We start from the raw sequence: 26,338 nt of genomic DNA on the forward strand, positions 1-26,338 counted from the left end.
AAATTTCCTCTACTTTCTTCGATTTGAAAGCCCTCCTCGGAGGGCTTTTTTGTTGGAGCTCCTACATCATTTCGACTTTTCCAAAACTCCTAATCCTTCCAGGAATTTGTCAGTATACTTCCAAGGTCTTTTCTTACCGAAATCAAACATGATACAATGAGAGATGGATTCGCAGGCAACTTTGCCGTCGGATTTTCGGATTAATTTTTGAAATACCTTACATCTAGATCCTGAGATCTCGCCAAACTGAGTTTCTATTAACGCGGTATCAGGATAACGAATTTCTGCCTTATAATCGGTTTCACCCCGTAGGATCATCGGGCCTATGTTTTCAGATTTCATTTGAGCGAAGGAGAGGCCTGCCTCTTCCAAAGCAACCATTCTCCCTTCATGAAGAAACACCTGAAAGTTTCCGACATTCAAATGGCCATTCGGATCGCATTGACTCCAAAGGACCGGGATTTCATAAAAGAATGATTTAGAGATTTGCATATACTTCTCCTATTCTTCCAAACTTGAAGGACGAAGGATTTAGAAAAGGGGAAATTATTGTTTTATATCAAATTATTTATTGGTTGGAAAAACAAAGTATAGGATTAGAAGCTTTTCCATCCGAGATATGAATAAGATATTCCTAAAATTATACAAACAGGCGAATAGATTAGATAATCGTATTTTGCGAATTTAGTATTTTTGATTTTTTTAAAGTAGCCGACTAATTGAAAATCTCCGACGGCTCTTCCTAAAAAAATGAATGAGATTAAGAAAGAGAAGATCGCGCTCATTCTGTTTGGATAAAAAATATTGCCGGAGGACCAAAGGGCTACTGTGCCGAATCCGAAGAGTGCGAGCGCAACGAGTAAGGTTAATCCTCTGCTTGGAACAAATGTCGGTTTGCCGTTAGTTTCCGGAATAACGGTGATTGATTTTAATTTTCCACCAAATGCCCAGTAGATATGCAATGCGGATAAGAAGAATAGAATGGAAGCTGTGATTGAACCTAGGATCTTTTCCATTCGTGTAGTCTTAAGCAAAACTTTAGGTTTGTCCAGCAATCTTATGCTTTGGTTTTGTATGAGAAGGTGTTAATCTCCGAAAAAATATAAATATCCAACTTTAAATCCACGATCTATATTCGAATCGGTCCTTGTCTGTAACATCAAGGAAAAAGTGAGATATCCGTTTTGGTTTATTGGATACTGAACTCCGGGTGCGATCACAAAGTAATCCGAGTATGGTGTGATCGTATTCGATACGGTAGTTCTGTGACTGAATTCCAAAAGTAAATTCGTTTTAGAAGGTAGACTATAAGAAAGAGTAAGTCCCGAATATAAGAATCTTTTAAAATTTTCTTCCGCAGTTTCTTTTCCGGAAGAATTTGTTTCGGATTCAAAGTTTGCGGTTCCTTGGATGGAGAATGCGCCGAATCTTTTTAAGCCTCCGAAATAGGCTCGGATCAAAAATAGATCCGGATTAATATCTGCTTCTCTCGGTTGAGAAACGGAAGGTCCGAAAAACTGAACTCCACCACCGAATGATGCAAAATCCGTTTTTATATAATATTTTGCACCTACTGCCCATCTGTCCCAACCGCTCCAAATTTTTCTGGTCGTGGAATAATGATCTATGTATCCATAGTTCGCAGTGACCGAAAATGAATCGGTAAGCTTCATCTCTCCGGCTGCGGAGATCTTTCGGTCTCTTTCGTAGCCATCTTCTTGCCTGGGAGTTCTATCGGTGGCTGCTCCGGCAACGTAGACTTTATTATAGATAGCCAGTTCTTGATTGAGATTTGGATGCACCGGCCTTTCTTCATTTCCTGGAGCGGATAAGAGAGGAATTATAAAAATCGAATATATGAAAATCCAGACTATAAGACTTTTCATTTTTACGATATTATTCATTCAAATACAGAATGGGAAAAAAAGGTTGTAGCTGTTCTCGAACGGCTTTTGAAAGAATATAATATCCGTTTTTGTTCGGATGGTTTCCATCGGTTAACATATCGTCTTGGATCAATAATTCAGTGTCTATCCTCGGAACAAAAGTGATCTGTTCTTTCATTTCCGAAGTGATCATTGCAACTGCGAGTGTGGGCCAAGGAAATTGAATATTCCAAAGATTTAATGCGACTACATGTTCACATCTTGTTAAAAGGATCTGGATACTTTGGATTTGTCTGTTTATGGTTGCATCTACCTGACTTTGAGTAGGGGAATAATTTCCTAAAAAATCGTTAATTCCTCCCTCATATAGACAGGCGTTATAATGATTCGTATCGTTTTGCACGGAAGTTAGAATTTTATTAGTATCAATCCCGGGAAATGCGAACTTGACTGAGTTGAAATCGGAAAGTTGTTCTTCTAAAGGCCAGGAAGCTACAATACTGTCTCCGTACATTGCTAGAGAAGGTTTTGCTAAATAGGAGATTAATTTTTCAGGATCTGAAGTGGGATCTTTATCACAACTGGAAAAAGGAAATATTAAGAGCAGAAGCAAGGCCGGGTTTAAGTTTACGAATAAGCTTTTACTTTGGCCTTTCAGCTTCTGCATGAATACATTCTTTTTATAGAGAATGTTTCGTTTAAACTAATTTTTTAGCGGCTCCGATCGCGGCTTCGTAATTCGGCTCACTTGCGATCTCCGGAACTAACTCTGCATACTGGACAGTATCATTCTTATCCAAAACGAATACCGCTCTTGCAGAAAGTCCTTTTAAACCCCCGTCTGCGATATGAGTCCCATAGGCTTTAGAAAAAGAGAAGTCTCTGAATTGGGAAAGTGTGACTAAATTCGGAGAATCCAATCCTTCCATAGTGCAAAAACGATTCATTGCAAATGGAAGATCTCCGGAGACAACCAAGGTTACGATTCCATCTAACTTTGTAGCTCTTTCATGGAATTTTTTAGTTTCCATAGCACATACGGATGTATCTAAGCTTGGGACTGCGACTAGGATTTTTACTTTTCCGTTATAGTCTTTGAGAGACTTGGTGCTTAAGTCTTTTGCAGTTCCGTTAAAGTCGGGAGCCTTTGCTCCTACTTCTAATAATTTTCCTTCGAGTTGAACTGGGTTACCTTTAAGAGTGACGCTTGCCATTTTTGTTTCCTTGGAATGGGATGATACGTCGAAAGCGAATTTGAGCAACGATAAAAAGTTCTTGCAAATTTTTATAATTAAATCGTGAATATCTTAAGCGGTTTATCCGTCATTTTCTACGTAATGAATAAATTAGGTCTACAGTCTAATCAAACCCTTTGGGTCGTCCTCTGGATGGTGGTAGTGGTCACGCTACCTAGATCAGGCTTTACGCCCTAAGGTTCTTTCGTAGGCAGCAATCTTCGAAAAGCCCCTCTCGGCGGAAAGCCGAGGGGGGCTTTTTTTATTTCTACACTTTATTTGAGGCAAAAATGGAAACGACTACTGAAAAAAACAAAGCCTGGCTTCGAGAAGATAAGGTTCCGCAGAACGGAGCCGAATTGATCGTTGCTTATCTAAAAAGAAGAAGGATCCATAACGTATATGGGATCCCTGGCGGCGCCAATCTGCCGTTATACGATGCACTTCATAATAGTGGAATACGTCATATTCTAGCAAGACATGAACAAGGCGGGGGATTTATGGCTCAAGGAGAAGCCAGAGTTACTAAAAAACCTGCAGTTTGTCTGGCTTCCTCCGGCCCAGGAGTAACAAATTTAATCACCGCAGTCGCGGATGCAAAATCGGATTCTATTCCGTTAGTCGCTATTACCGGCCAAGTGCCTTTATCTCTCATTGGAACGGATGCTTTCCAAGAGATAGATACCTATGGGTTATCTTTACCTATTACTAAAAAGACTTATTTGGTTCGTTCCGTATCTGAACTCATTCGAGTCTTGCCGGAAGCATTTCAAATTGCAGAAGGCCCAAGACCTGGGCCTGTTTGGATAGATGTGCCTAAGGATATACAGGCAGCTCCTATTTCGCTTTCTATGTCTCAGATAGAGTCAATTTGGAGTTCTGAGGAAGAGGCGAATCCTACTAAAGTTTTTATTTCTGAATCCGATAAACTTAGATTTTATTCTCTATTAGAAAATTCTAAAAAACCTATTTTGTATATAGGAGGAGGAGTTAAGGGTTCGGGAGCAGAAGATCTGATCTTACGATTGGCGGAGGCACAGGACATTCCGGTAGTTTGCACTTTGATGGGTTTGGATTCTTTTTCCCAAACTAATGATTTGTTTTTAGGAATGTTAGGAATGCATGGCGCTCCTTATACAAATCGATTATTGTTCGAATCGGATCTCCTATTGGCGTTTGGGGTACGTTTCGATGATCGGGCTACTGGAAAATTGGAAACATTCTGTCCGAATGCAAAGGTAATCCATGTAGATATCGATTATAAGGAAATCGGAAAGTTAAGAAGGCCTGATTTCGGATTCTGTTCCGATCTAAAATACTTTTTGGAAAATATGAGAGAATTTCCAATCCATAAAAGAGAAGAATGGAGAGAACTGATCCGTTCTTATAAAGATCTGTATCCTTTGCATTTACCTTTTGCTACTAAAGGTTTCTCTCCTCAGGAAATTATTCTGTCCGTCGCAGAATTTTTGGGGCCAAATACAAGGATCAGTACGGATGTAGGCCAACACCAGATGTGGGTGGCTCAATATTATCCATTTCAAAAAAGTGGGACCTTTTTGACTTCAGGCGGTTTGGGTACGATGGGCTTTGGTTTGCCTGCGGCAATCGGGGCTTCTCTTGCAGATCCGGATTCTAAGATCGTTTGTTTTTCCGGTGACGGCTCGATACTGATGAATATCCAGGAATTGGATACTTTGAGTGAGTTGCAATCGGATCTTAAAATTATAATATTCGATAATCGGAATCTAGGACTTGTTCGTCAGCAGCAGAATTTGTTTTATGGAAGTAGGTATAATGGTAGCGCTTATCCTTCTCATTCTAAGTTTTCTAAGATCGCTAATGCTTTTGGGATTTCCAGTTTGGATCTCGGAGAAGCGGGGAAAAATTTAGGAGATCTAAAAACTTTTCTAAATGAGAAAGGACCAGGGCTGATCGTTGTTCCGATCGATGAGGATCTTCAGGTTCTTCCTATGGTTCCTCCCGGGAAAAGTAATTTGGAGATGCTCTTAGGTTGAAAAACTCCGTTTACAGACGGTTTTATTTTCTAAACGGGTTCTCATGGTGGCCCGCCCGGGCCTAGCTGTACATAAATATTCCTTTTTTATAATGTGTTACTGAACCGATTTGGTTCGAAATTAAGGAGGCAATTATGTCCATAGAAATCCAAAATATCAGAAAAGAAGTAAATTCACTTTTTCCAAGACCAATCTTTCGATCTTTTCCATTAAAAGAAGAAGATGTCTTGGAATATTTCCAAAAACTAATGGAGGAAACCGAAGTTTCGGTCCTATTCGAAAGTTTAGGACCCGAATCAGATAATTCGAGATACAGTTTTGTTTCCGGTTTTCCTAAGAGGATATTCAAGGCAAAGGGAGATCGATTAGAATGTGACGGAAAGGAGATCGCAAGAGGAAACCCATACAAGTTGCTCTCCGAAATTTTTCCCCCCAGGAAATCCTTCTTAGAATATACTGAAGCTGGGGGAGGCGGTCTATACGGCTATCTTTCTTATGAGGCTGCAAATGACATGGAGCCTAGTCTTCTTTTAAAAGAACATCCAAAATTTCCTAAGTTCTGTTTTGCTTGGATGGAAGACGGTATTCTCTTGGATAGAAGAACTGGAGAATCAAAATACTTTCATTACGGAACGGATCGATATAATTTGTTCGAAGAAATTTATAAAAAGAAAACTCCCGATAAAGGAAAATTTCAATCAATCGATTTAGGTTTTTCTAAAACAAAAGAACAACATAGATTCATGGTGGACGAAGTTTTGGAGGAGATCCGAAACGGAAATACATTCCAATGCCAGGTAGGATTTAGAAAAACATTTTTGGTGGGGGAGGATAAAACTGCGACGGATAGAAAAAAGGGAGATTTAGAATTATATAAATCCGTCCGGAAGATAAATCCTTCTCCATTTATGTTCTTCATGAATTTTCCGGAAGAAGTTCATCTGGGAGCAAGTCCTGAACTTTTATTTAGATTAAAGGACGGACTCGCGGAGAGTTTCCCATTAGCCGGGACAATTCGAAGAGGACTAAACGAAGAAGAAGACCAAAAGTTTGCACTTCAACTTCTCTCCGATCCTAAAGAAATCGCAGAACATAATATGCTAGTGGATTTGCATAGAAACGATCTGGGAAAAGTATCCAAATTTGGAACTGTGAAAGTCCGAGATTCTTTCGCTCTCAAAAGATTTAGCCATGTGCAACATCTGTCTACAGAAGTTTCCGGGATCTTAAGGACCGGTCAGGATATGTTTTCCGGATTAGCTTCTTCTTTTCCTACGGGAACGTTAAGCGGTGCTCCAAAGATAGAATCCATGAAGATCATCCATAGGATAGAAAATGATCCGAGAGGCCCTTATGGAGGAGCAGTGGGGAGATTTGGCTTCGATGGGAATTGTTCCTTCTGTATTCCGATCCGAAGTTATTTTAGAAAAGAAGAAGAGGCAGCGGTCCGAGCTTCCGGAGGGATCGTGATGGATTCTGATCCTGATGCGGAATACCAAGAGATCGGTCATAAGTTAGGAGCGGTTTTGAAAGCAATGGAGGCAGCTCTATGAAAGTGTTATTAGTAGATCATCATGATTCCTTTTCTTATAATCTATTCCAACTTGTGGGAGAAATTTTAGAGGAAGAGTTCCCTTATAGATTCAGATTGGATGTGATCCGTCAGAATGAAACAAATGTTTCCCAGGTTCTAAAGGAAAAATACGATAGAATTTTACTTTCTCCCGGCCCTGGAACTCCGGAAGATCCTGAATATTTCGGCTGTTCTATGGAAATTTTAAAACTGTTGCAAGGAGAGATCCCAATCTTAGGAGTTTGCCTCGGGATGCAAGGCATGGCCCATTTTGCCGGAGCGAATATTATAAAAGCAGAATATCCTATGCACGGAAAAATTTCCGAGATCAAAACGGACGGAAAGGGAGTGTTTCAAGATCTTCCTCCTGGTCTAAAAGTGATGAGATATCACTCTTTGGTAGTGGACGAGAATTCTCTTGGAAAGGAATGGGAAAGAACCGCTTACGCGGGCTCGGAGCTTATGGGGATCCGCAATGAGAAAAAAAGAATGGAAGGCGTACAATTTCATCCTGAGTCTTTTGCGACAGAAGGAGGAAGGAAAATGCTTTCAAATTTCTTAATGTAATATCAGGAGGCAAGGGAGGAAGGGAAATTTCTTAAAAATTCTTGGATCCTTTCTCCCAAATCTTCTATCCGGAAAGGTTTTCCTAAATAATCGTCTATGCCTGCTTCCGCACAAGCCTTTCTGTCTTCGGGGCTGTCATGGGCGGTGACTGCTATGATCCAAGGAACCTTTTTCGTGCTAGGCTTCTTCTTTAGGATACTTGCTGTTTCGAGTCCGCTTAACTCAGGCATTTGTATATCTAAAAGAAGAAGGTCCACATCTTTCTCCTCCCAATATGCCAAAGCGTCTATTCCATTAGAAACGACCGCACAACTTAATCCCAATTTTTCCAACATCTTTTGGATTAACCTTTGGTTAACAGGATTGTCTTCCGCCACAAGGATTTTCAATTCTCTATATTCAGAAAAATCGTAATTGATACGATTTTTAGATTCTGCAATTTTTACTTTTTCGGAAAGGTCAGCTTTCGGCAGAGTCATTTCTAAAATGAATTTGGAACCTTTTCCTGATTCACTTTCCGCAGATATATTCCAGTCCAATGCCTCGCAGATACGTTTGCAGATAGAAAGTCCTAAACCCGTTCCACCATATTTCCTTGTAGTAGAAATATCAGTTTGAGAGAATGCTTCGAATAATATCGGGATCCTCTTTACGTCTATTCCTATGCCTGTATCTTTTACACTCAAAGAAAGAGTGATATCGGTTTCGGTCTCTCGTGCTAATTCCAACTCTACAGTGATCCCACCTTTTTCAGTGAACTTCAACGCGTTAGAAACTAAATTGGAAAGGACTTGTCTGACTCGGATAGAATCCGATTTTACATCGATACGTTCTTTTGCAGGCGGGAGAATTGTTTTAAATGCTAATCCTTTTTTGAATGCTTTGTCGGAGGCTTCTTCAGCATATCTCTCCAGAAGAGAGATCATGTCGAATTCTTTAAAACTGAAATGTAGGGAGCCTGATTCCGCCTTGCTGAAATCGATTACGTCATTGATCAGACGGATCAGGTGTTCAGAACTTTCAGTTAATGAATCCAGATATTCTCTTTGAAGTTCCGGATTATTTGTTTGGTGCAATAGATCTACCATTCCCAATATCCCATGCACCGGGGTCCTGAGTTCATGGTTCATATTAATAAAAAATTGTTCTTTAGCTTTTTGTAATTCTAGTGCTACGGCCTGTAGCTGGATCAGTGCTTGAGATTTAGTATCTAGTTCCATAAATGAAACTACTGAATTTGCCAATGCTTCTAAAGCTTGTATCTCAGCTTCAGTTAACGTTTTCGGCCGTGTATCTAATACGCATAATGTGCCTATAACATAACCATCGGGAGTTCTTAAGGGAGCACCTGCATAAAACCGAATATTCGGCTCGTTGATTACGAAAGGATTTTGCTGGAATCTAGGATCTTTTTGAGCGTCTTCTACAATTAAGGTCCTATTTTCGGAAAGTGCAAATTGACAAAAGGAACTTTGCCTGGGTGTTTCCTTATCTTCTATGCCCATTCTTGCCTTGAACCATTGTCTTTCCGAATCGATTAAGGAAATCAACGCCATGGGTGTCCCGCAAATGAGTGAGGCAGCTTTTATGATCCCGTCGTATTTTTCCTCAGGAGGAGTGTCTAGGATACTATAACGTTTTAATGCTTGTACCCTTTCTTCTTCATTTTCGGGTAAAGGAGCGACGCTATAAGGAAGATCTTCCATAATGAATACGATATTATTTAGGACTAAAAATAACGGGGCATATTCTCCCTTTTGAAAGTAAAAACACAAGGATTTATCTGCTTAGTAAATTATTTTCAAGATCAGTCATGTATCACCTGAAAATTACGAATTCCTAAGGTTTTGCCCTGAGAAAGGATTTCTTGTAGTTTTCGAATGTCCTTTCTTGTATTTTTGAACGCTTTGGAGAAGATCCAAGATCGAAAAATTTTGGAGAATCCTGATAACTCCATCCGACTTGTAAAAAGGATTTTAGTATCCGTATCCGAACCTTTAGGATCGGGATAAAAGGAGAAGGTTTCAGTCTGATCGGAAAATCTACTTTTGATCCGGAACACCAATCTACTTGGATACTTGGATTCTAAAATTTGGTATTCGAACTTATATGCGAAAAACCAAAACTTAGTTTTCACTTGAAAACCAGAAGTACTTTCATTTTTCTTAAAGGAGAGAATATTTTCAGACCAGTCAGGCAAACGTTCGAAATTAGAAACGTAATCGAACGCTCTACTCAAAGAAATCGGCACAGTAAAAGCAATAGTAGTCGTTGCCATGGAAACTTCTCTCATTCTTTAAAAAGAATTCCCTTAGGATCCTTTTTCGAGTCCAATGTAATATAGAGAGGAAATATGGGTTTTAGACGAATAACCGGAACAAGAATCGCCGAAAAAACTATCGAAGGTGGAGGATTTCCAGTCCGCAGACCGTTTCCAGTTCCGCAATTTTCTTATTGGGACCCGTTCTTACTTTTGGATGAAATGGGACCTGTAGTTTACGAACCAGGCAAAGCAATCGGTGCTCCGGATCATCCTCATAGAGGTTTCGAGACCGTTACGTATCTTCTATCCGGCGAAATGGAACATAGGGATTCCTGGGGACATGCTGGCAAATTGAAAGAAGGCGGCATTCAATGGATGACTGCAGGTGCAGGCCTTGTGCATTCAGAACTTCCTTCTGCTGATTTTCAGTCCAGAGGTGGAAGAATGCATGGATTCCAGATATGGGTTAATCTCCCAAGGGATAAAAAACTTATTTCTCCGAATTACCAGGAAATGGATTCATCCGAGCTTCCAGTCGCAGAAAAAGACGGAGTTTGGGCAAAGGTAATTGCAGGAGATCTTTGGGGAACCAATGCGATCATCCAAACTCAGACACCGATTGTATTCTTTCATTTGAAACTTTCTCCAGGTTCTTATGCAGAAGTTCCTGTGCCAAAAGATTATAATATTCTGGTATATCCATTCGTGGGCGAGGGCACAGTAATCGATACGGATGCTGAGCATGATCTGGTCGAGGGTGAGACAGTATTCTATCAAGGCGGAGAAGGTAGTATAGGCCTTAGAGCTCCTGAAAATTTTGCCTGGGAAGTCTTGATCCTGGGAGGGCAACCTCTGAAAGAACCTGTGGCACGTTATGGCCCTTTTGTGATGAGCACTCCTCAAGAAATTCAACAAGCCTTTGAGGATTATTCCGCAGGAAAAATGGGGACGATATAATTCCCCATTCATGGAAGAAGTCCAAACCAAAAAATTGGCAGTGATCGGCGGCGGAGCCGCCGGTTTTTTCGGAGCCGTCCAAACTAGAATTCTTTCCAAAGGAAGAATATCGGTACAACTGTACGAAAAATCTCCTAACGTATTATCCAAGGTGAAAATTTCAGGAGGAGGAAGATGTAATGTCACTCATTCCTGTTTTGATCCGGAAGAATTATCCAAACGTTATCCAAGAGGAGAGAAGGAGCTTAAAAGAGCCTTCGAGATCTTTCAGCCAAAGGATACGATCCGTTTTTTCGAATCCAGAGGAGTAAAATTAAAGGCAGAAAGTGACGGTAGGATGTTTCCTGTGACTGATAACTCCGAAACCATCATTGACTGTCTGCTGGAAGAGGCCAAAAAATCCGGAGTCAAAATTCGGACCAAAATTTCTATATTAGGAATTTATAAAAATGAAGATCCGAACGGTAAAAGATTCAGGATACAAACGGAAGAAGGAGAAGAATATTTCGATTTTGTTCTGATCGCAAGCGGATCTTCTCGTAAGGTCTGGGGATGGCTGGAAAATATGGGCCATACGATAGAATCTCCAGTCCCTTCTTTATTTACTTTTGAAATTTCGGATCCGTTATTGGATGGATTCCAAGGACTCACAGTCTCGGACGTAGAGATTATATTCAAAAATTCTAAACTAAAACAAAGAGGCCCCGTTCTATTTACTCATTGGGGATTAAGCGGTCCTGCGGTCTTAAAACTTTCCGCTTGGGCCGCTCGTGAATTATTCGATTCCGATTATAAAGCTGAATTATTAGTGGATTGGGTTCCTGATCTTTCCCGGCAAGAATTGAGAGAAATATTTTTGGAAAAGAAGAAGGATAGTCCTTCTAAAAAGCCGGGAAGTCGTTCCGAATTCGGTCTTCCATCCAGATTCTGGGAAAGAGTTTGGGAGAAATCCTGTGGTCTCGATAAAAGATGGTCTGAAATTTCTTCCAAAGAATTACACCAAGCGGAAGAGATCTTAAAAAGAACAGTATTGAAAGTTTCCGGTAAAGGAGTTTTCAAAGATGAATTCGTGACCTGCGGAGGAGTTCGTCGTAAGGAAGTGGATTTTTCTAAAATGGAAAGTAGACTTCATCCAGGGCTTTATTTTGCTGGAGAAGTTTTGGATATAGACGGGATCACTGGCGGGTTTAATTTCCAAAATGCTTGGACCACCTCTTTTATTGCGGCAAAAGCGTTAGCTACAACTTAATCCCAAGGTTCGGGATAAGAGCTAAATCCTATACGATTTCCATCCGGATCTTTGAAATATTTCGTATAATCCGTTTTTTCTATATAATAATTCCCGAATAAAGAATCTATTTTTTGACGTTCTTCTTTTTTAGCTGCGGAGAAGATGAGCGCATGAGGTGCCTTTGCGTTTTCTTCTTTTTCTATCATGATCCTAGTGGCTCCTGCCATAAACCAGGAAGACCTGAGTTTTCCATCCTGGTAAAAATGATCCTTTTCAAAGAACAAGCCCGGGATATTTATATAAAATTTTTTTAATGTTTCTGGATCTTGCGTGGAAATCGCTATATGATGGATCATTCCATAATTACCAGATCAGAATATTCGGGATGTCTTTTTAGATAGGTTTGCACAAAGGAACAGTTCGGAATGATCTTTTTTGTTTCTGCCCTTGCTGTTTTGAGGGCGGCTTCCGCGAGTTGGGACGCTATCCCTTTTCCTCTAAAATCGGTCGGAACAAATGTGTGATACAGATCCCAAACATGGGAACCGATCTCTCTGTAAACTAGATGAGCTTCTCTTCCGTCTTGTAGGATCAGGAACTTTTTGCCGGCCACATCGTGTTGGACTGAATTCATTTTGCCCTCTATGGATTCGACTCTCTTTAGGAAGGTTTAGTAGAGCCAAAACAATGGAATTCGATCAAGTTTTAAAAATCAAGCAAACAGAAGTCCCACCTACGTTTTTAAGATCCAGTTCTGCCTTGAGTTGGTTGCATAATGAACGAATGATCATTAGGCCTAAAGAAGATTCCTGGTCCTGTTTTTTAGAAGAAGTTTGTCCAAACCATTCTTGAATACCGGGCATTCCGACACCGTCATCTTTGACAGTAAGATGGACTTTATTTTCATTTACCTTTAGCTGAACGAAAATATTTCCTTTCGCCTCATTTGGGAATGCATGTTTGAGAGAGTTTGAGATCAGCTCCGTTACGATTAAACCGCAGGGAATTGCCTTCTCCATAGAAAGTCTGACTGGATCCATATCCGCTTCGAACCCGATACGATTTCCGGAAGGGAAATAAGAAGTAACCAGATGTCTTAAAAGAGAATCCAAATAGGTTTTCATATCTACATTCGCAAATTTGTCCTGTTTGTAGAGATGATCGTGGATCATCGCCATTGCAGTGATCCTGTTCTGTGCCTTGGATAAAATTTCAGAAGTGGTGGATTCCGCAGAATACATGTTTTGCAAGTTCAGCATTCCGGAAACGATCTGGAGATTGTTTTTGACCCTATGATGGATCTCATGAAGAAGTACTTCTTTTTCTCTTAGATTTTCTTCTAAAGTCCTTTCGATCTCTATTCTGGCAGCAATCTCCTTTTCTAAAGTACGTTTTGATTTGTATATATGAGCTTTTCTTAATCTAAGATTCGTAAGATATTCATGTCTTCTTTGAACACTTTCCTGTAATCCCCTCATTAAAATAGTCAAAGGAACACAGACTATCGTATTCGCGATCAGAAAGTTCAGGCCTACTACATATAATCTTTCCGGTGTCATATGCCAAGGAAGGCCTATATAAAATTGCACCCTGGATGCTATGAAGACCGCGATCATATTCGCAAAAAGTCCTAGTAGAGAAGGGGTGAGGCCGAAGAGGACTCCAGCGAGTACTGGAAAAGGAAATAACCAAAGTAATCCTCCTCCTTCCGGGCCTACGAATATCAAAAGAGAAAGTCCTAAACAATAATTCATCGTAAGGACCAAGGCTGCTTTGATTGAAAATTTTATTTTTTTAGCAAGTAGAAGAAAATAGACCAGCCCTAATGCGAATGAGTCTACCCATAAAACTTCCGTTTTGCCTTCCGTCCATGCAAGATAAACACTCGGGAAATACACTATGGTTCCGAGTATGGTCATAGCAAATAAGATAGAAGTTAAGATGAGTTCTCTCCAAAAGGAAAGTCCGGAAGAAACCGGAACTTTTGGAGTTAGATATCCTTGGATCGATTTGAAAATTCGATCGAGTTGACCGAATTTTTTTCCTTTTTCCATAGTTGTTATAAATAGACTACAAGAATCTATCAAAACAATGATACTCTAGTTCTAATAAAAAGCGGAATGGAATTTTAATTGTTTCTACTTTCATAATGAATTATGTAAGATCTTATTTTCTCTTCTTTAAGTAATAGCCTGAAATAAATTGAATACTAAACACTTATGATTAGTATTTTGTTTTTTCTGGGATCCGAATCGATTTTTAAAACAATTTTTCGTCGAGGAAATTGCACGTTATTCGACAGACTCAGATAAAAAAAAAGAGGCCCGAAGACCTCTCTGAAGTTGGTAGTTAGGTATAATGGTACGTTTTAGTTTTTGGAGATCGCTCCATCCAAGGAAAGTTTTCCTCCTCCCTTGATCACTAATGCTAAAGAGATCGCTACCATCAATAGATGGAATTCGAAACCTTCTCCCTTTTGGCTTCCCGCCCAGTTCATAAAGAAACCGTGTTCTGCATGAGGAAGTATTGCGACTGTCATCGCGACTCCAATTCCTGCTGCAGCAACTCTTGTAAGAAGACCTGAAAGTAATCCGATAGGTCCCAAAAATTCTGCGATGAATAAAAGTATTACCAAGAAACCTGGAAAGCCTGCGCCGGTTAAGTATGCATAAGTTCCGGAGAATCCATATCCACCGTACCAGCCTAGTACCTTTTGTGCTCCATGCGGAAACATCACGACCGCAAGGGTAATCCTTAGAATTAGGGAAGTTATATCCGCATCTGTTTTGAGAATTTTTTGAATCATGTTCACCTCCTAAATGATTCTTGTTTATATAGTCTATTGTCTAATAGTTTATTATTAAAGTAATGGGCCAAAAAATCCAAAAAACATAGATCCCTCCTTTCATATTACGCGGATTTGAGTCCGACAGTCTTGCAGATCTGTCCTAAATTTTTGAGTTCTTCGTCGCTGAGGCAGGACATCTTGTCCTTCAACTGCTCCAAATAATCAGGGAAAGAAGTTCCGATGAGTTCCTTTCCTTTGTCGGTAAGATTGATAATAAAATAACGTCTGTCTTCTTCGCTTCTGACTCTCACAACTAGACTTCTTTTTTCTAAGTTGTCTACGATCTGTGTGATGTTCCCTTCGCAGGAAAATATTTTTTGGCCAATCTCTTTTTGGCACATTGGGCCGAGATGATAAAGAGTTTCTAAACATCCGAATTGGCCGCTGGTCAGACTGAACTGGTTGAGGAATTTTTCCTCCATCGTGCGGATCGAGTCTGCACAACGACTCAATTTGATGTAGGCATCGAGCACCTTTACATCTCTAGGCTTTCCTTTATAATGAGTGGCCATAATACTTTAAGATTGAACTATTAATGTATAGACTGCCTGAAAAGAAAAAAGTCAACAAAAAAAGAAGTTAAACCTAAGTCTATTTACGCCCCAGTTGGGTCCCAGCAGGTTCGGAAGTTCTCATTCCAGGTTTCCATTTCCGCCAGATCCGATTCACTCAGTTTGAAATCGAATACTTGTGAATTCTCCAAGATCCTTTCTTTTTTGACTGATTTAGGAATGACCACTAGTCCTTTGTCGATTGCCCATCGGATCAAGATTTGGGCGGAAGTTTTCCCATACTTTGAAGCAAGCGCCATAAGTTTTGGGTCGGAAATTTTTTGTCCATGGGCAAGAGGGCTATACGCTTCCAAAACTATATTATTTTTTTTGCAAGTATTTAGAAGTTCGTTTTGATTTAAGAATGGATGGTATTCTACTTGATTCACAGTCGGAACAATCTCCGCGTATTGGAATAATTCTTGTAGATGAGGGATTGTATAGTTGCTAACTCCGATCGCGCGGATGGAGCCTTCTTTATAGGCTTTCTCCAATTCCTTCCAGGCCTGTTTCCTGGTCCCTGCCACCGGAAAATGGATCAGATATAGATCGATTGTATCTAATCCTAATGTTTTCAGGGATTCCTCTAAATACTTGCGTGGATTTCTTTGGTCGCTATTCCATAGTTTTGTAGTGATGAATAATTCTTTTCTGGGGATCCCACTCTTTTTGATCGCTTCTCCTACATCTGACTCATTTCCGTAAATTTTAGCGGTGTCTATATGTCTGTATCCGAATTCAAGTGCGTTCAGAACTGCATCCGTACATTCTTTTCCGGATCTTGTTTTCCAAACTCCCAGGCCGAATACAGGCATCTCCACTCCGTTATTGAGTTGGATGGATTGATTTAAGACTATATTTTGCATACTTGTTCTTAGACTCCTCTGCGCTTAGGTCGGATCTTTCTTCTCTCGAAACGGAGAGGTTTTATTTTTTAGGAGAAGGAACCAAATCCGAGAATGATAAAGATTCTTCTTTTAGGTTCAAAACGGATTCTAATACATTCTCCGCGTATACTAGGTCGCTATATCCGGGGCCTTTAGGTAGCCAAGAACCTAAGGTTATAATTCCTAAAAGTTCCGTATCTCCCGGGAGTTGTTTTCCGGAAAGATTGACTCCTTGGATATTATACAGAAAGTCCAAAAAAGATCTTTGTTTAGTTTCATTAGAAGATTTTAATGCAACACATAAGATTTGATTGTCCTTCTCCATTTGTATCGTGCGAACGTTTCTGATAGAAGAGAGAGGGAAACTTCTTTCCTTATACAATAAACTGCTTAAAATCGGGATCCTTGTTGAATAACGAAGTTTTAATTGGAGTGAATTTGCAATTACCTCCGTTTTCTTAAATAAGCTAAAGATGGTCATCACTGTGACGATCCCCAGGAAGAAAACGGAAAAAGGAATGAAGAAGATCAGAAAGATCAGATTTTCTGAATTTCCGAAGAAAGAATTTAGGATCGCAAACCATGCACCGTAAAATAAGGCCGGAACTAGGATCGTTATGAATGTTTTTCCTGCGGATTTAGGTTCTATGATTTCGATCTTAGTTCCTTGGTCTTTTGATCCTGTTTTGACCCATGGAGAAGGTTCTATCTGTTTCGGGTCTTGTTTATGAGGAATTTCCTTTGAATCTGGATCAGTAAGTTTCAGATCGGATCTATCCCAAACAGGGAGCGGAAGTGTCGTTTTGAAAAATTCTAATCCTTTTTTGAGAGAGTCCGGATCTCTGAAAGTTTCTAATAAGATACAACTTCCATCTTTATAAAGTAAGAAGATGTCCCAGTATTTCCAACTGCTATTTGTAGTACCGGAAGAATTGGATCTTTCCATTCTGAATAAGATCATATAAGAGATAAATTCAGAAAGAGGAAGTTCCACATCCGATTTGCCTGTTTCTCTTAATGATAGTAAGGACGTATTTGTTTGTATCTCTATCGTTTTTACTATATGAGATGCTTTTCTGTAACTTCTCATCGTAATGATGAAAATTGTAACGAGTGAAATACAGAAAAAGAATCCGAAACCTGGAAAGATCTTATCTTCTCCAGTTAGGAATAATACTCCGAAAAATAAGGAAGCAATACTTCCGAAAACGCCAAATGCCAAAATCCCAATAACGAATATACATCCGCTTGCGTAGGGATTTTTAATTTCCTTACGAATATTATCCGATCCAGAGATCCAAGAGTCCAAACTCATAATAAAAAGTCCTGAGAATAAAGAAGACTCTAGGAAAATCAATTTTAAAACGAATCCTTCTTGCATTTTGATTCGGATCGGATTCTTTGTTCGTCATGCAAATTAGTACTGCTATTTCTGATTTAGTATTGGCAATCTTCGCCATATGGGCCGGTCTTTCCGTCCAGTCTTCCTCTAAAGGAAACGTTTCTAAAAAAGGAGGAGCCTACGGTCTTTTTTTGATCGGGTTAGGTGCTCTTCTTGGAGTGATTTTCTTTTTAGGAGGAGATTGGATCAGCCCAATTTATAGACCTATCGTACATGTAGCTGGAGTGGTTGGAGTTCCTTGGGTCGGGATCGCATTTTTTAACGCAGGTTTCGGAAAGATAAACGGTAAAACTTGGAATCTTCTTAGCTTGATCCTTTTAGTTTTAGCCGTATTAAGTTATCTTTATCCTTTGGGTCTATATGCTACATTGATCGGGGCGATTGCATTGATCGCTGTTTTAGTAGTTTGTATCCAAAAATACAAAGGTTCACATAAAACAACTGCATTGTATGGGATTGCAGGAGCTTTGCTCTTCATACTGTCCGGACTTGTGATAGGAACTGTAGGAACGATTGCGGGATTTCCTAGAGTGGATCTATTTCATTATGGATTGGCTGCGGCTTCCTATTGTTTAGGATATTCTTTAAAAAGGATCGGATAATTCTAAAGGGCGCCGCAGGTGTAGTTTGCAACTGCGGCCTTTAATTCTTTTCTTATTCTACGATCCGCTCTTCAGATTTTTCTAATATACGATTTTTTACTGGATTCGATTTGGGATAAATCTCCTCTGTTCCTGGATCGGATTGGTTTGCGGATGATCTATGGGAGATTTCCGGAGTCAATTCTATGAAGATCGATCTACTCGCTCCGCCGGCAGGTTTCGTAAAATTAGCCAAAGTGTCTCCTCCTTTGATGATGGAGTGACTCGGCAGATTTAATACTGCAAATATTATATGTTTTGCATATGTTAGCCCTGCTCTTGTCCGAGGAGGAGCCAAAGGTTCCATCGGGATCCAACCGAAGGAAGGATGCCAAACTTCTGCAATTTTATGATTCAACTCCACTTTTTCTCCTACAGGGAGCCAGTTCCAAGCCATTCTAGCCGGTATTCCGGCGCTTCGTAGTAGTGAGATTTGAGCGTAACTATGTTCCGTGCAGGAACCATTTCCGTTTTGAAGAGCGATAGGTGCTGGATCGAATCTACCATCTTGCTTATACACCATATTCTTTCGGATGTATCTGTATACAGCTTGTATATATTCTTCCACATTCGAGCTGGAGGATTTGAGTTCATCTCGGATCCGAATAATTTCAGGATCTGAGATCTTATAGACGGAAGCGTCCTCCAAATATTGTTTCCATTCGTTCGGGGTCTTCCAATCGTCCCAAGAAGTTTTGAATTTGGTAAGTCCGGAATCTATATTATATCTTGCTAATTTAGCTGAATATACTGTTTCTTCCCAGGTTTGTCCGGAGCTTAATGCGGGGATGGGAATGATCAAAGTGCGATTGCTTTGTTTGTCTTCGGTCAATTTTCCGTTGGGATGGAATTTTTCCTCGCTCAATACTTGAGAAGAAGTTTCTTGAGGCGGGATGGCTACTGCAATCTCCGTTTCGGGAGAATTTTCCTTAGGAGTGATCTTTAAAACAAAACGTATCGTATCCTTGCTGGGTGAAAATCTATAACTTAAATTTTCTTTTAGGACAAAATTTTCCTGTTTCCCTAAATAGTAATCGTCTCCGATCCGTATTAGATTTTGATAAACTTCCGATTCCGGACTTAGGACTACTAGATCGTTTTTGAAACAGGAGAGTTTGCCTGCTTCTTTAGATTCCAAATGAACGGTGAAACTGTTTTTGATCTTATTCAAAATAGGATCATAAGAATGTAAATTTGTTCCGTCCTTGGAATGCCAAAAGAAGATCTCTTTTCCGGAACAATCGAATGCGAAAGAAACTTTGGGAAGAGGTAGATCCTTTTGTTCTAGTTCAGATCCTGATTCTTTATCGTAAAAAACGAGTTTATTCTCTCGGATCTCGAAAAGTTTTCCCTGGGCAAAACCGATGTTTCCCCAAAAGGCTCCTGTCTGAAAAAAAGGGATCCTTTTTTTAATTTCTAAGGAACCGTTCTGCAATACTATAATCTCTTTTTTAAGTCTGACATAAATTTGTCCTTCTTCCTTATCCCATGCAAGACCTCTGACAGTTTCCTTTAAGTCCAAACGATTTGCGGCCCCGGTCATAATATTTCTAATGAGCAAACCACCGGTGTTCTTTCCGTTCGTATCCGGAAAATTGGCGGGTAAATAAAGGTCTTCTCCAATTAGTAAACTTCCTTGGGAGGACTTGATCTTCTCCTCGGAAGCTAAGGGAGAAGGAGAAAATGTTTTTGGTTCTACGGCCTCCCATTTCATGGAAGAATAAGCGGATTCGGAAGCCAGTTCCATAACGAATAAACAGAAGAATGCGAGACCCGAGAGAAGAGGAACGCGTAAATAATCCATCCGTTTTTGGACGGATTTGGTCACTAAAATCAAACTGTTTTAAGCAGGGATTTGTTCGGAAACCTGGGTTACCCAGGAAGCATAATAGTTGGACAATGTACGGAGAAACATCAGATCCATATCATTCTCCGTTCCGATGGCGCGTAACGCGTTTGCGTATTGCGTCCTAAAATCGGTGAGAGGCGCAGTTTCTTGGATATAATTTCTCATAGACTGGGCTTGTTCAGGACCAAAGCCGTATTCTGTAGACCATTTATCGATCAGAGTCCCACAATTATACTTACGGGAAAGAAGGATCTGAGCCAAAATATTTCGGAACATATTCTCGATGGAAACTATTGTGATCTCTTTATGATTAATGGAAATCTCAGTGATGATCTCGTCCTTCTTGTCGATCACTGCTTTGGAAGTTCCCATCTTGTTGAAAAATTTAGAAAGATCGTTATAAGCTCTAAAATGTTTTAAGATCAGCTCTCTATCTTTTACATCCACAGTTCTTTGGTCTTCCGGATGACTCATCTCTTGAAGGATAGACTCTATCACTTGGAACATGATATCGAATGTGAACTGAGTGGATTTACCTAATAAATATCTGATCTCACTTTGAAATGCAGCATGAACGGAGGCAAAGAAAGCTTCTAACTTTTCAGGGTTAAGTACGGTGGAAGTTTTGAAAACAGAGATCATATCCCGAACGAACTTAGCTCTGTCTAGGATGGGAAATAGTTCCGGATGATTAGAATGAGTGCGGATGAAGGTCTCTTTTACTACTTTGACCGAACCTCCCCGAACTTCTTCACTTCTAAACAATACTCGATAGAGAAGAACTGAAATTTCCCGGGAAGTTTTTTTATCTTTCAGAGTTTTTAAGTCAGAAGCTTCGAGAATTTCTCTGCTTCCTGCTGGCTTGCTCTGGATTTCTCCCATGAATGGTTATGCCGATATTCCCGAACGATTGTTAGGTCGATCTTGCTATGAAAAAGTTAATTGTAAAGCAGATTTGGTTGATGAGGTAGAAATCCCATTGATTTTTCAACTAAGCGTTCGAAAATCGAGCCAAATCTATGCAAAAAATTATCGGACCCGAAAATCAAGTGCACTATGGAGTTTGGGATGAGCCGATCGAATTCAATCATCACGATTTTACTCTTTTGGATTTCTTCGGGAAAGAGATTAAAGGGCTTAAAAAGAAGTTCGCGTTCCATTCTTTCAATTATCTAGGGATCATGATGGAAGACTGCTTGGTCGGGATTGCGGCCGTGAGTCTTGGATATGCGTATAACGTGTTTGCTTATCTGTATAAATTCGATCAGGGCAAAGTCTACGAATTCGATGTAAAAGGACCCGACTTGGGTCTTGCTTTAAAATTTCCAGCCAATCCGGATGAATATGAAATTTCTTTCAAAAAGGGAAAGTCTTTCCTGAATATCCGAAAGTCTCACTCGGAAGGTAAACTTCTACTTGATGCGAACTTTGGAAATAAATTGGAAATCTCGGGAGAATTTCCGTATTCTTTAATCACTCATAATCCTCTTAGAGTTCTGAATCCTTCCGAGCCAAGTCGTTGGACATTTACCGAAAAATGTTCTCCTTTGATCCCCGATCGTATCAGTGTAAAATATGAGAATAAGGAACTGGTCCAAGATCCTTCCAGGACCACTATGGTTTATGATTGGTCCGGAGGTTATTTGAGAAGGGAGACAAATTGGTATTGGGCAGCATTCTCCTCCGTTCTCCCGGATAGGACAAAGATAGGGGCTAATTTTGCCGCTTTAGTAAACGAAAGTTTTTTTCCGGAGAATGCGTACTGGATCGATTCTGAAAGGCAAAGAGTCAGCAGATGTATATTCGATTTTTCTCATAAAGATCCTTATAAACCTTGGAGACTTTGGGATGAGGATGGACGTATCCGTTTGGAGTTCGAACCAAAGGGAGAAAGAAGAGAAAAAGTAAATCTCATCTGGACCAAATTGTATTTTAGACAATTTGTAGGAAAATTTTCAGGAAGTTTTAGGCCGGAAAAGGGAAGGGAAGTCCAGATAAAAGATGTTTGGGGCTTCACTGAATTCCATAGGTCTCTTTGGTAGTATTCACAACTTGAAATCCGAAAATCCGAATCGTATCTTATCCATAGATCTTTTGAGAGGTTTGACTGTCGCCGGGATGATCCTCGTGAACAATCCGGGCACCTGGTCTAATATGTACTGGCCTCTTAAACATGCAAAATGGGACGGATGTACACCTACGGATCTGGTGTTTCCTTTTTTTCTTTTTGTGGTCGGTGCTTCTATTCCTTTCTCTGTATCCAATGGAACACAAGAATTTTCTAAAATACTAAAACGTGCGGCAATTCTGATCTTCCTAGGATTGTTTTTAAATTTTTTCGGAGAATGGAGTTTTTCCAATCTTAGATTCCCTGGAGTTTTGCAAAGAATAGGATTCGCATACTTTTTTGGAGCGATCGTATATCGTGAGAAAAATCTAAAATTCAGGATCTTTCTATTTTTAACCCTACTGATCTCGTATTGGTATTTGCAGGAATTTGTTCCTCCTCCTGGAGCCGCAGAACCAAGTATGAAAGAAGGAAAAGACTGGGGAGCCTGGTTGGACAGAGAAGCTTTCGGTCAAGCTCATCTATGGAGATTCGGAAAGGTCTGGGATCCGGAAGGACTCTTAACTTCCTTTACATCTATAGGATCGGTGTTCTGCGGAATTTTTACGGGAGAATTTATAAAAGTATCATTGGAGAAGAAAGAATCTCTTCTTTCTATTTCCGGGAAAATAGCGTTAGGCGCGCTTTCGGTATTACTTGTGGGCGGAGTTTGGGGAATCTACTATCCCATTAATAAAAGTTTATGGACCGGGACTTATTCTCTTTGGACCGCAGGTTGGGCCTTGCTTATTATTTCCTTATTTTTAGTCTTAGAAAAGTTTGATAGATCCGAGTTTAAAGCCTTGCAAAATTTTCTTCTTCCTTTCGGAAAGAACGCTTTGCTTGTGTTTTTTGGCTCTGGGATATTTGCCAGAAGTTTGAATATAATCATGGTCTCTTCTCCGGAAGGGAAAAAAATCCCATTGAAAAATCTGATCTATCTAGAATATTATAAAAGCTGGATAGATTCTCCGGAGTTGAGTTCTTTTTTATATTCTATAACTGTCCTGGTCTTATGGTTTTTGGCCCTTTTTATTTTAGATAAAAAAAGACTGTATTGGAAAATTTAAGGACCGATCAGGTGTTTTACTGCGGCGAGAAGATCCTCGTCGTTAAAAGGTTTGATCATCCATCCTTTCGCGCCTGCATCTTTCCCTTGTGATTTCATTGCGTCACTAGACTCAGTAGTAAGAATGAGTATTTTCATACTTTTTCCTTTTTCCGTTCTTAAAACTTCTTTAGTGAGTTCTATTCCGGTCCTGCCTGGCATATTCACATCGAAGATACCTATATCGAAAGGACCTTCCGATTCTATTTTAGTCAGAGCTTCATCAGGTCCTGCGGCCTTGCATACGGAATAACCTTCTTCCGTAAGAGTGAAATCTAAAAGTTTTAAAACCGTGGGAGCGTCATCTACGCAGAGTATCTTAGTCATTTTCTACCTTACCTTTGATTAATTATAACTGTTTGCCGTTCCAAAACATAGTTCTGAAATTTTTTCCGGGATATTATCAAGAGAGATCTGCTCTTTCACAGCACCCATCTCGTATGCTTCTCTTGGCATTCCGTATACTACGGATGTAGATTCGTCTTGTCCGAATGTCATTGCACCTTTTTCGGAAAGTGCCTTGAGTCCCTTAGCGCCGTCTTTCCCCATCCCAGTGAGGAGAAATGCTGCACAATAAGAGGCTAAAGGAGATTTTGAAATTGAATGAAATAATACGTCTACGGAAGGTCTATGACCTGTGACCTTCTCCCCTTTATGTATTCGAATATTATAATGTGGAGGATTTCCTAATTCCATATGATGATCTCCTCTGGCTACATATACGTTCCCTTTCGAAATACTTTGGCCTTCTTGTGCTTCTTGGATCTTTAAAGGAGAAACAGAATCCAATCTTTCCGCGAACATTCCCGTAAAATATTCGGGCATATGTTGCACTATTAGAATAGGAGGGAGTTCTCCGGGAAGATTCCGAAGCAAATATTCTATTGCTTGTGTTCCTCCTGTAGAAGCTCCGATAGCGATTAATTTGATCTTAGAAATCGTGGAACTAGTTTTGTTACTTGTTTGAGAGGTTTTTTGTTTTCGATTTAGAATATCGGAAACATTTGTTTTAGCACAGGCTCGGATCTTATTCTTAAGTTCCAATACCATTCTAAGAAAATCCTCTTCACTTCCGTCCGCTTTTTGAACGAAGTCCAAGGCTCCTGCTTGTAATGAATCTAACGTAACTTTTGCCCCGGCTTCCGTAAAAGAACTGAGCATGATGACTGGGATTGGAAATTTAGGCATCAACCATTGCAGGAATTCTATTCCGCTAATATCCGGCATTTCCACATCTAATGTGATTACGTCCGGCTTCGCTTTTAGAATTTCTTTCATCGCCTCAGTCGCCGTGGAAGATCCTACTACTGTGAATCTAGGGTCCTCTTGCAATTGTGAGGCGATTATCTCACGGACAATCCGGTTATCGTCTATGATATAAACCCTTATCATTCTAACTTAGGCCATTTTTTCCAAACTTAGATTTGAGTTTTCCCCGGTAGACGCGGAAGTGGTCCCGTGGAATTTTTCGAATAAGAATTTAGTATCTAAGATCAAACTTACTCTTCCATTCCCTAATATCGTAAATCCGTTCACCCCTTGGGCTTTTTGGATAGAGGAAGAAAGTGGCTTGATCACAATATTCTGATTTCCTAATACTTCGTCCACGAGTATCCCAAGGAATCTGTCCTCATTCTCCAGAATGATCAGAACCGGATTTTTACTTTTGTATTCTAACTTCTCTCTCAGACCGAGTAGATCATTGATCCGGATCACAGGTATATAGATCCCTCTTAAGTCCAAAACCTCTTGGTCTTTATATGGATGGATCAATTTCTGGTCTTTTAGACTTACTAATTCGCTGATTTCTATCGTAGGTAGAGTAAGATAAGTTCCACCCACTTCAAAAACGGTTCCTTCAATAATCCCTAAAGTAAGTGGAATTCTTAAAATGAAAGTGCTACCTTCTCCTTTTTTGGAACGCACTTCTACTTTACCGTTCAATTTTTTGATATTTTGAAGAACGATATCCATTCCGACACCTCTGCCGGAAATATCGGTGAGTCTTTCTGCAGTGGAAAATCCTGGAGTGAATATGAGTTGGAAAACTTCTTTATCACTCATCTCGTCCGGATTTCCTTTTAGGATCCCTTTTTCTCTGGCCTTGTTGATGATCTTTTCCCGATCAAGGCCTCTTCCGTCATCCGCTACTAGGATCCAAACTTCGTTTGCAGATTGCCTTGCTTGTAAACGGATGATTCCTTTATCTTTTTTACCAAGCTCGGCTCTTTCTTCCGGAGATTCTAAACCGTGATCAATAGAATTTCTTAATAGATGGATGATCGGATCTTGTATGATCTCTACTACAGACTTATCTACTTCAGTATCTTCTCCGCCGATCTTGAAATCTAATTTTTTCTGAGAACGTTTTTGTAAATCTCTTACCAAACGATTCATTTTTTGGAAGGTAGAAGAGAGAGGCACCATTCTCATGGATAATGTAACTTCTTGCAGATCTCTTACGATCTTGTGCAGGTGTCTCGCTGCTGAGCGAAAGCCTTCTAATCTTAATCCTTCCAATTCAGGGTGATGGATCACGTTAGATTCTGCTATTACCAATTCTCCCATGAAATCCATGAGCTGATCCAGCTTATCCGTAGTGATACGGATATCTTTCTTTTTCTCCACGACTTGGGCTTCTTGTATCACTGGGTTAATATTGGTAGAAGTAGCCGGAATATTCTCTACGATCGCAGGCTTAGTCTCTTCTTCGAAAAATCCGAACCCTTTTGGAGCAGAAGGAGCAGCTTCTTCAAAAAATCCGAATTTATTCTCTGGGGTAGTTTTTTCTATTTCGGAACCTCTGGAAATTCGATCCAATTGTTCTTTTAGTTTGTTCCGGATGATCTCAGTTTCTTGTTCGAAACCGGAATCAGTTCTTTCTTCTTCCACACGATCGAATATCCTACGAAGAAGGTCCAAAGTCTCCATCAGATCGTCACTGAAATCGAACTCAGTAACTTTATCCTGATTTCTTAATATATCTAGAAGTGTTTCACCCAGGTGAGTGATCTTTACCACGGTCTCTAGTTTTAATAAACCGGAAGAACCTTTGAGAGTATGGAAAAAACGGAAAGCTTTGTTTAAAGTCTCTGGATTTCCCTGTCCCACGGTTTCAATCTCTTCTTCTAATGTTAGAAGAGAAGTTTCCGCAGAGTCGATCAGGTCCCGAGCTTCCGAAATGAATTCCGAAAGAAGATGTTCTCGATCCATAT

27 protein-coding genes are annotated in these 26,338 nt (G+C 40.0%); 8 read left to right on the forward strand and 19 right to left on the reverse strand.

The features are described 5' to 3' along the window. Window positions 1-66: 66 nt before the first annotated feature. The 5 genes from CH352_RS04275 to tpx all read right to left on the reverse strand — a co-directional run bounded on the left by CH352_RS04275 (window position 67) and on the right by tpx (window position 3,100). A complete protein-coding gene (locus tag CH352_RS04275) occupies window positions 67-492 on the reverse strand; it encodes an acyl-CoA thioesterase (protein WP_100705513.1) in 426 nt (141 codons plus the stop codon). A gap of 104 nt (window positions 493-596) precedes the next feature. Then, a complete protein-coding gene (locus CH352_RS04280; protein ID WP_243396225.1) occupies window positions 597-1,016 on the reverse strand; it encodes a DUF3995 domain-containing protein in 420 nt (139 codons plus the stop codon). 69 nt (window positions 1,017-1,085) lie between these two features. After that, window positions 1,086-1,802, reverse strand: coding sequence for a hypothetical protein (locus CH352_RS04285; protein ID WP_243396224.1), 717 nt, complete (start codon window positions 1,800-1,802; stop codon window positions 1,086-1,088). 94 nt (window positions 1,803-1,896) lie between these two features. Further along, window positions 1,897-2,553: an SGNH/GDSL hydrolase family protein gene (locus tag CH352_RS04290; RefSeq protein WP_100705510.1), complete on the reverse strand. Its 657-nt coding sequence runs from the start codon at window positions 2,551-2,553 to the stop codon at window positions 1,897-1,899. A 31-nt stretch (window positions 2,554-2,584) separates the two neighbouring features. Beyond that, a complete protein-coding gene (gene tpx, locus CH352_RS04295; RefSeq protein ID WP_100705509.1) occupies window positions 2,585-3,100 on the reverse strand; it encodes a thiol peroxidase in 516 nt (171 codons plus the stop codon). A gap of 311 nt (window positions 3,101-3,411) precedes the next feature. Between tpx and ilvB the strand changes: the two genes are divergently transcribed. From ilvB to CH352_RS04310, 3 genes are all read left to right on the forward strand, one after another. Next, a complete protein-coding gene (gene ilvB, locus CH352_RS04300) occupies window positions 3,412-5,139 on the forward strand; it encodes a biosynthetic-type acetolactate synthase large subunit (RefSeq protein ID WP_100705508.1) in 1,728 nt (575 codons plus the stop codon). A gap of 134 nt (window positions 5,140-5,273) precedes the next feature. After that, window positions 5,274-6,692 carry an anthranilate synthase component I family protein gene (locus CH352_RS04305; RefSeq protein WP_100705507.1) on the forward strand — a complete coding sequence of 473 codons (1,419 nt, stop codon included), beginning with the start codon at window positions 5,274-5,276 and terminating at the stop codon, window positions 6,690-6,692. After that, window positions 6,689-7,279, forward strand: a complete 591-nt coding sequence (locus CH352_RS04310; protein ID WP_100705506.1) for an anthranilate synthase component II — start codon at window positions 6,689-6,691, stop codon at window positions 7,277-7,279. The genes CH352_RS04305 and CH352_RS04310 overlap by 4 nt, the downstream gene beginning before the upstream one ends. 2 nt (window positions 7,280-7,281) lie before the next feature. Here the strand turns inward: CH352_RS04310 and CH352_RS04315 are convergent, their stop codons facing one another. Together CH352_RS04315 and CH352_RS04320 are read right to left on the reverse strand one after the other, a co-directional pair. Then, window positions 7,282-8,985: a hybrid sensor histidine kinase/response regulator gene (locus tag CH352_RS04315; protein WP_100705765.1), complete on the reverse strand. Its 1,704-nt coding sequence runs from the start codon at window positions 8,983-8,985 to the stop codon at window positions 7,282-7,284. 101 nt (window positions 8,986-9,086) lie between these two features. Next, entirely contained in the window at window positions 9,087-9,557 is a 471-nt protein-coding gene (locus tag CH352_RS04320) for an LIC13081 family protein (RefSeq protein WP_100705764.1), read from the reverse strand. A gap of 75 nt (window positions 9,558-9,632) precedes the next feature. Here CH352_RS04320 and CH352_RS04325 point away from each other — a divergent pair, with 75 nt between their 5' ends. Then, window positions 9,633-10,499 (forward strand): pirin family protein, encoded by an 867-nt coding sequence (locus CH352_RS04325; protein ID WP_100705505.1) that lies wholly within the window; start codon window positions 9,633-9,635, stop codon window positions 10,497-10,499. Between the two features lie 10 nt (window positions 10,500-10,509). Beyond that, window positions 10,510-11,748, forward strand: a complete 1,239-nt coding sequence (locus CH352_RS04330; RefSeq protein ID WP_100705504.1) for a BaiN/RdsA family NAD(P)/FAD-dependent oxidoreductase — start codon at window positions 10,510-10,512, stop codon at window positions 11,746-11,748. Here CH352_RS04330 and CH352_RS04335 read toward each other — a convergent pair. The 7 genes from CH352_RS04335 to CH352_RS04365 all read right to left on the reverse strand — a co-directional run bounded on the left by CH352_RS04335 (window position 11,745) and on the right by CH352_RS04365 (window position 17,397). Further along, window positions 11,745-12,086 (reverse strand): VOC family protein, encoded by a 342-nt coding sequence (locus CH352_RS04335; RefSeq protein ID WP_100705503.1) that lies wholly within the window; start codon window positions 12,084-12,086, stop codon window positions 11,745-11,747. The two genes, CH352_RS04330 and CH352_RS04335, sit on opposite strands and share 4 nt — an antisense overlap. Next, on the reverse strand, window positions 12,083-12,364 hold the full coding sequence (locus CH352_RS04340; RefSeq protein ID WP_100705502.1) for a GNAT family N-acetyltransferase: 282 nt from the start codon (window positions 12,362-12,364) through the stop codon (window positions 12,083-12,085). The genes CH352_RS04335 and CH352_RS04340 overlap by 4 nt, the downstream gene beginning before the upstream one ends. A gap of 64 nt (window positions 12,365-12,428) precedes the next feature. Next, window positions 12,429-13,784: a sensor histidine kinase gene (locus CH352_RS04345; protein WP_100705501.1), complete on the reverse strand. Its 1,356-nt coding sequence runs from the start codon at window positions 13,782-13,784 to the stop codon at window positions 12,429-12,431. Between the two features lie 314 nt (window positions 13,785-14,098). After that, window positions 14,099-14,536, reverse strand: coding sequence for a DoxX family protein (locus CH352_RS04350; RefSeq protein ID WP_100705500.1), 438 nt, complete (start codon window positions 14,534-14,536; stop codon window positions 14,099-14,101). A gap of 104 nt (window positions 14,537-14,640) precedes the next feature. Next, the gene (locus CH352_RS04355) at window positions 14,641-15,090 is read right to left on the reverse strand and encodes a MarR family winged helix-turn-helix transcriptional regulator (RefSeq protein WP_100705499.1); all 450 of its coding nucleotides are present in this window, start codon (window positions 15,088-15,090) and stop codon (window positions 14,641-14,643) included. 83 nt (window positions 15,091-15,173) lie between these two features. Further along, window positions 15,174-15,995 carry an aldo/keto reductase gene (locus CH352_RS04360; protein WP_100705498.1) on the reverse strand — a complete coding sequence of 274 codons (822 nt, stop codon included), beginning with the start codon at window positions 15,993-15,995 and terminating at the stop codon, window positions 15,174-15,176. Window positions 15,996-16,056: 61 nt separating this feature from the next. Then, window positions 16,057-17,397, reverse strand: coding sequence for a hypothetical protein (locus tag CH352_RS04365; protein ID WP_100705497.1), 1,341 nt, complete (start codon window positions 17,395-17,397; stop codon window positions 16,057-16,059). Between the two features lie 29 nt (window positions 17,398-17,426). On the opposite strand from CH352_RS04365, the gene CH352_RS04370 reads away from it, so the two are divergent. Next, window positions 17,427-18,020, forward strand: a complete 594-nt coding sequence (locus CH352_RS04370; protein WP_100705496.1) for a DUF6962 family protein — start codon at window positions 17,427-17,429, stop codon at window positions 18,018-18,020. 52 nt (window positions 18,021-18,072) lie between these two features. Here CH352_RS04370 and CH352_RS04375 read toward each other — a convergent pair whose 3' ends face one another. Next, complete coding sequence (locus CH352_RS04375; protein WP_100705763.1) at window positions 18,073-19,863, reverse strand: transglutaminase-like domain-containing protein; 1,791 nt, start codon at window positions 19,861-19,863, stop codon at window positions 18,073-18,075. Window positions 19,864-19,902: 39 nt separating this feature from the next. Continuing rightward, window positions 19,903-20,790 (reverse strand): LIC_13029 family protein, encoded by an 888-nt coding sequence (locus CH352_RS04380; protein WP_100705495.1) that lies wholly within the window; start codon window positions 20,788-20,790, stop codon window positions 19,903-19,905. Window positions 20,791-20,927: 137 nt separating this feature from the next. Here CH352_RS04380 and CH352_RS04385 point away from each other — a divergent pair, with 137 nt between their 5' ends. Together CH352_RS04385 and CH352_RS04390 are read left to right on the forward strand one after the other, a co-directional pair. Continuing rightward, on the forward strand, window positions 20,928-21,950 hold the full coding sequence (locus CH352_RS04385) for a DUF2804 domain-containing protein (protein WP_100705494.1): 1,023 nt from the start codon (window positions 20,928-20,930) through the stop codon (window positions 21,948-21,950). Then, window positions 21,910-23,085, forward strand: a complete 1,176-nt coding sequence (locus CH352_RS04390) for an acyltransferase family protein (RefSeq protein WP_100705493.1) — start codon at window positions 21,910-21,912, stop codon at window positions 23,083-23,085. The genes CH352_RS04385 and CH352_RS04390 overlap by 41 nt, the downstream gene beginning before the upstream one ends. On the opposite strand, the gene CH352_RS04395 is transcribed toward CH352_RS04390, so the two are convergent. The 3 genes from CH352_RS04395 to CH352_RS04405 are packed head-to-tail and all read right to left on the reverse strand — an operon-like array spanning window position 23,082 to window position 26,336. After that, window positions 23,082-23,450: a response regulator gene (locus CH352_RS04395; protein ID WP_100705492.1), complete on the reverse strand. Its 369-nt coding sequence runs from the start codon at window positions 23,448-23,450 to the stop codon at window positions 23,082-23,084. The genes CH352_RS04390 and CH352_RS04395 overlap by 4 nt on opposite strands. An 18-nt stretch (window positions 23,451-23,468) precedes the next feature. Then, window positions 23,469-24,515 (reverse strand): protein-glutamate methylesterase/protein-glutamine glutaminase, encoded by a 1,047-nt coding sequence (locus CH352_RS04400; RefSeq protein ID WP_100705491.1) that lies wholly within the window; start codon window positions 24,513-24,515, stop codon window positions 23,469-23,471. A 6-nt stretch (window positions 24,516-24,521) separates the two neighbouring features. Continuing rightward, window positions 24,522-26,336, reverse strand: coding sequence for a chemotaxis protein CheA (locus CH352_RS04405; RefSeq protein ID WP_100705490.1), 1,815 nt, complete (start codon window positions 26,334-26,336; stop codon window positions 24,522-24,524). Window positions 26,337-26,338: the final 2 nt, after the last annotated feature.

Source organism: Leptospira hartskeerlii, assembly GCF_002811475.1.
Lineage (GTDB): Bacteria > Spirochaetota > Leptospiria > Leptospirales > Leptospiraceae > Leptospira_B > Leptospira_B hartskeerlii.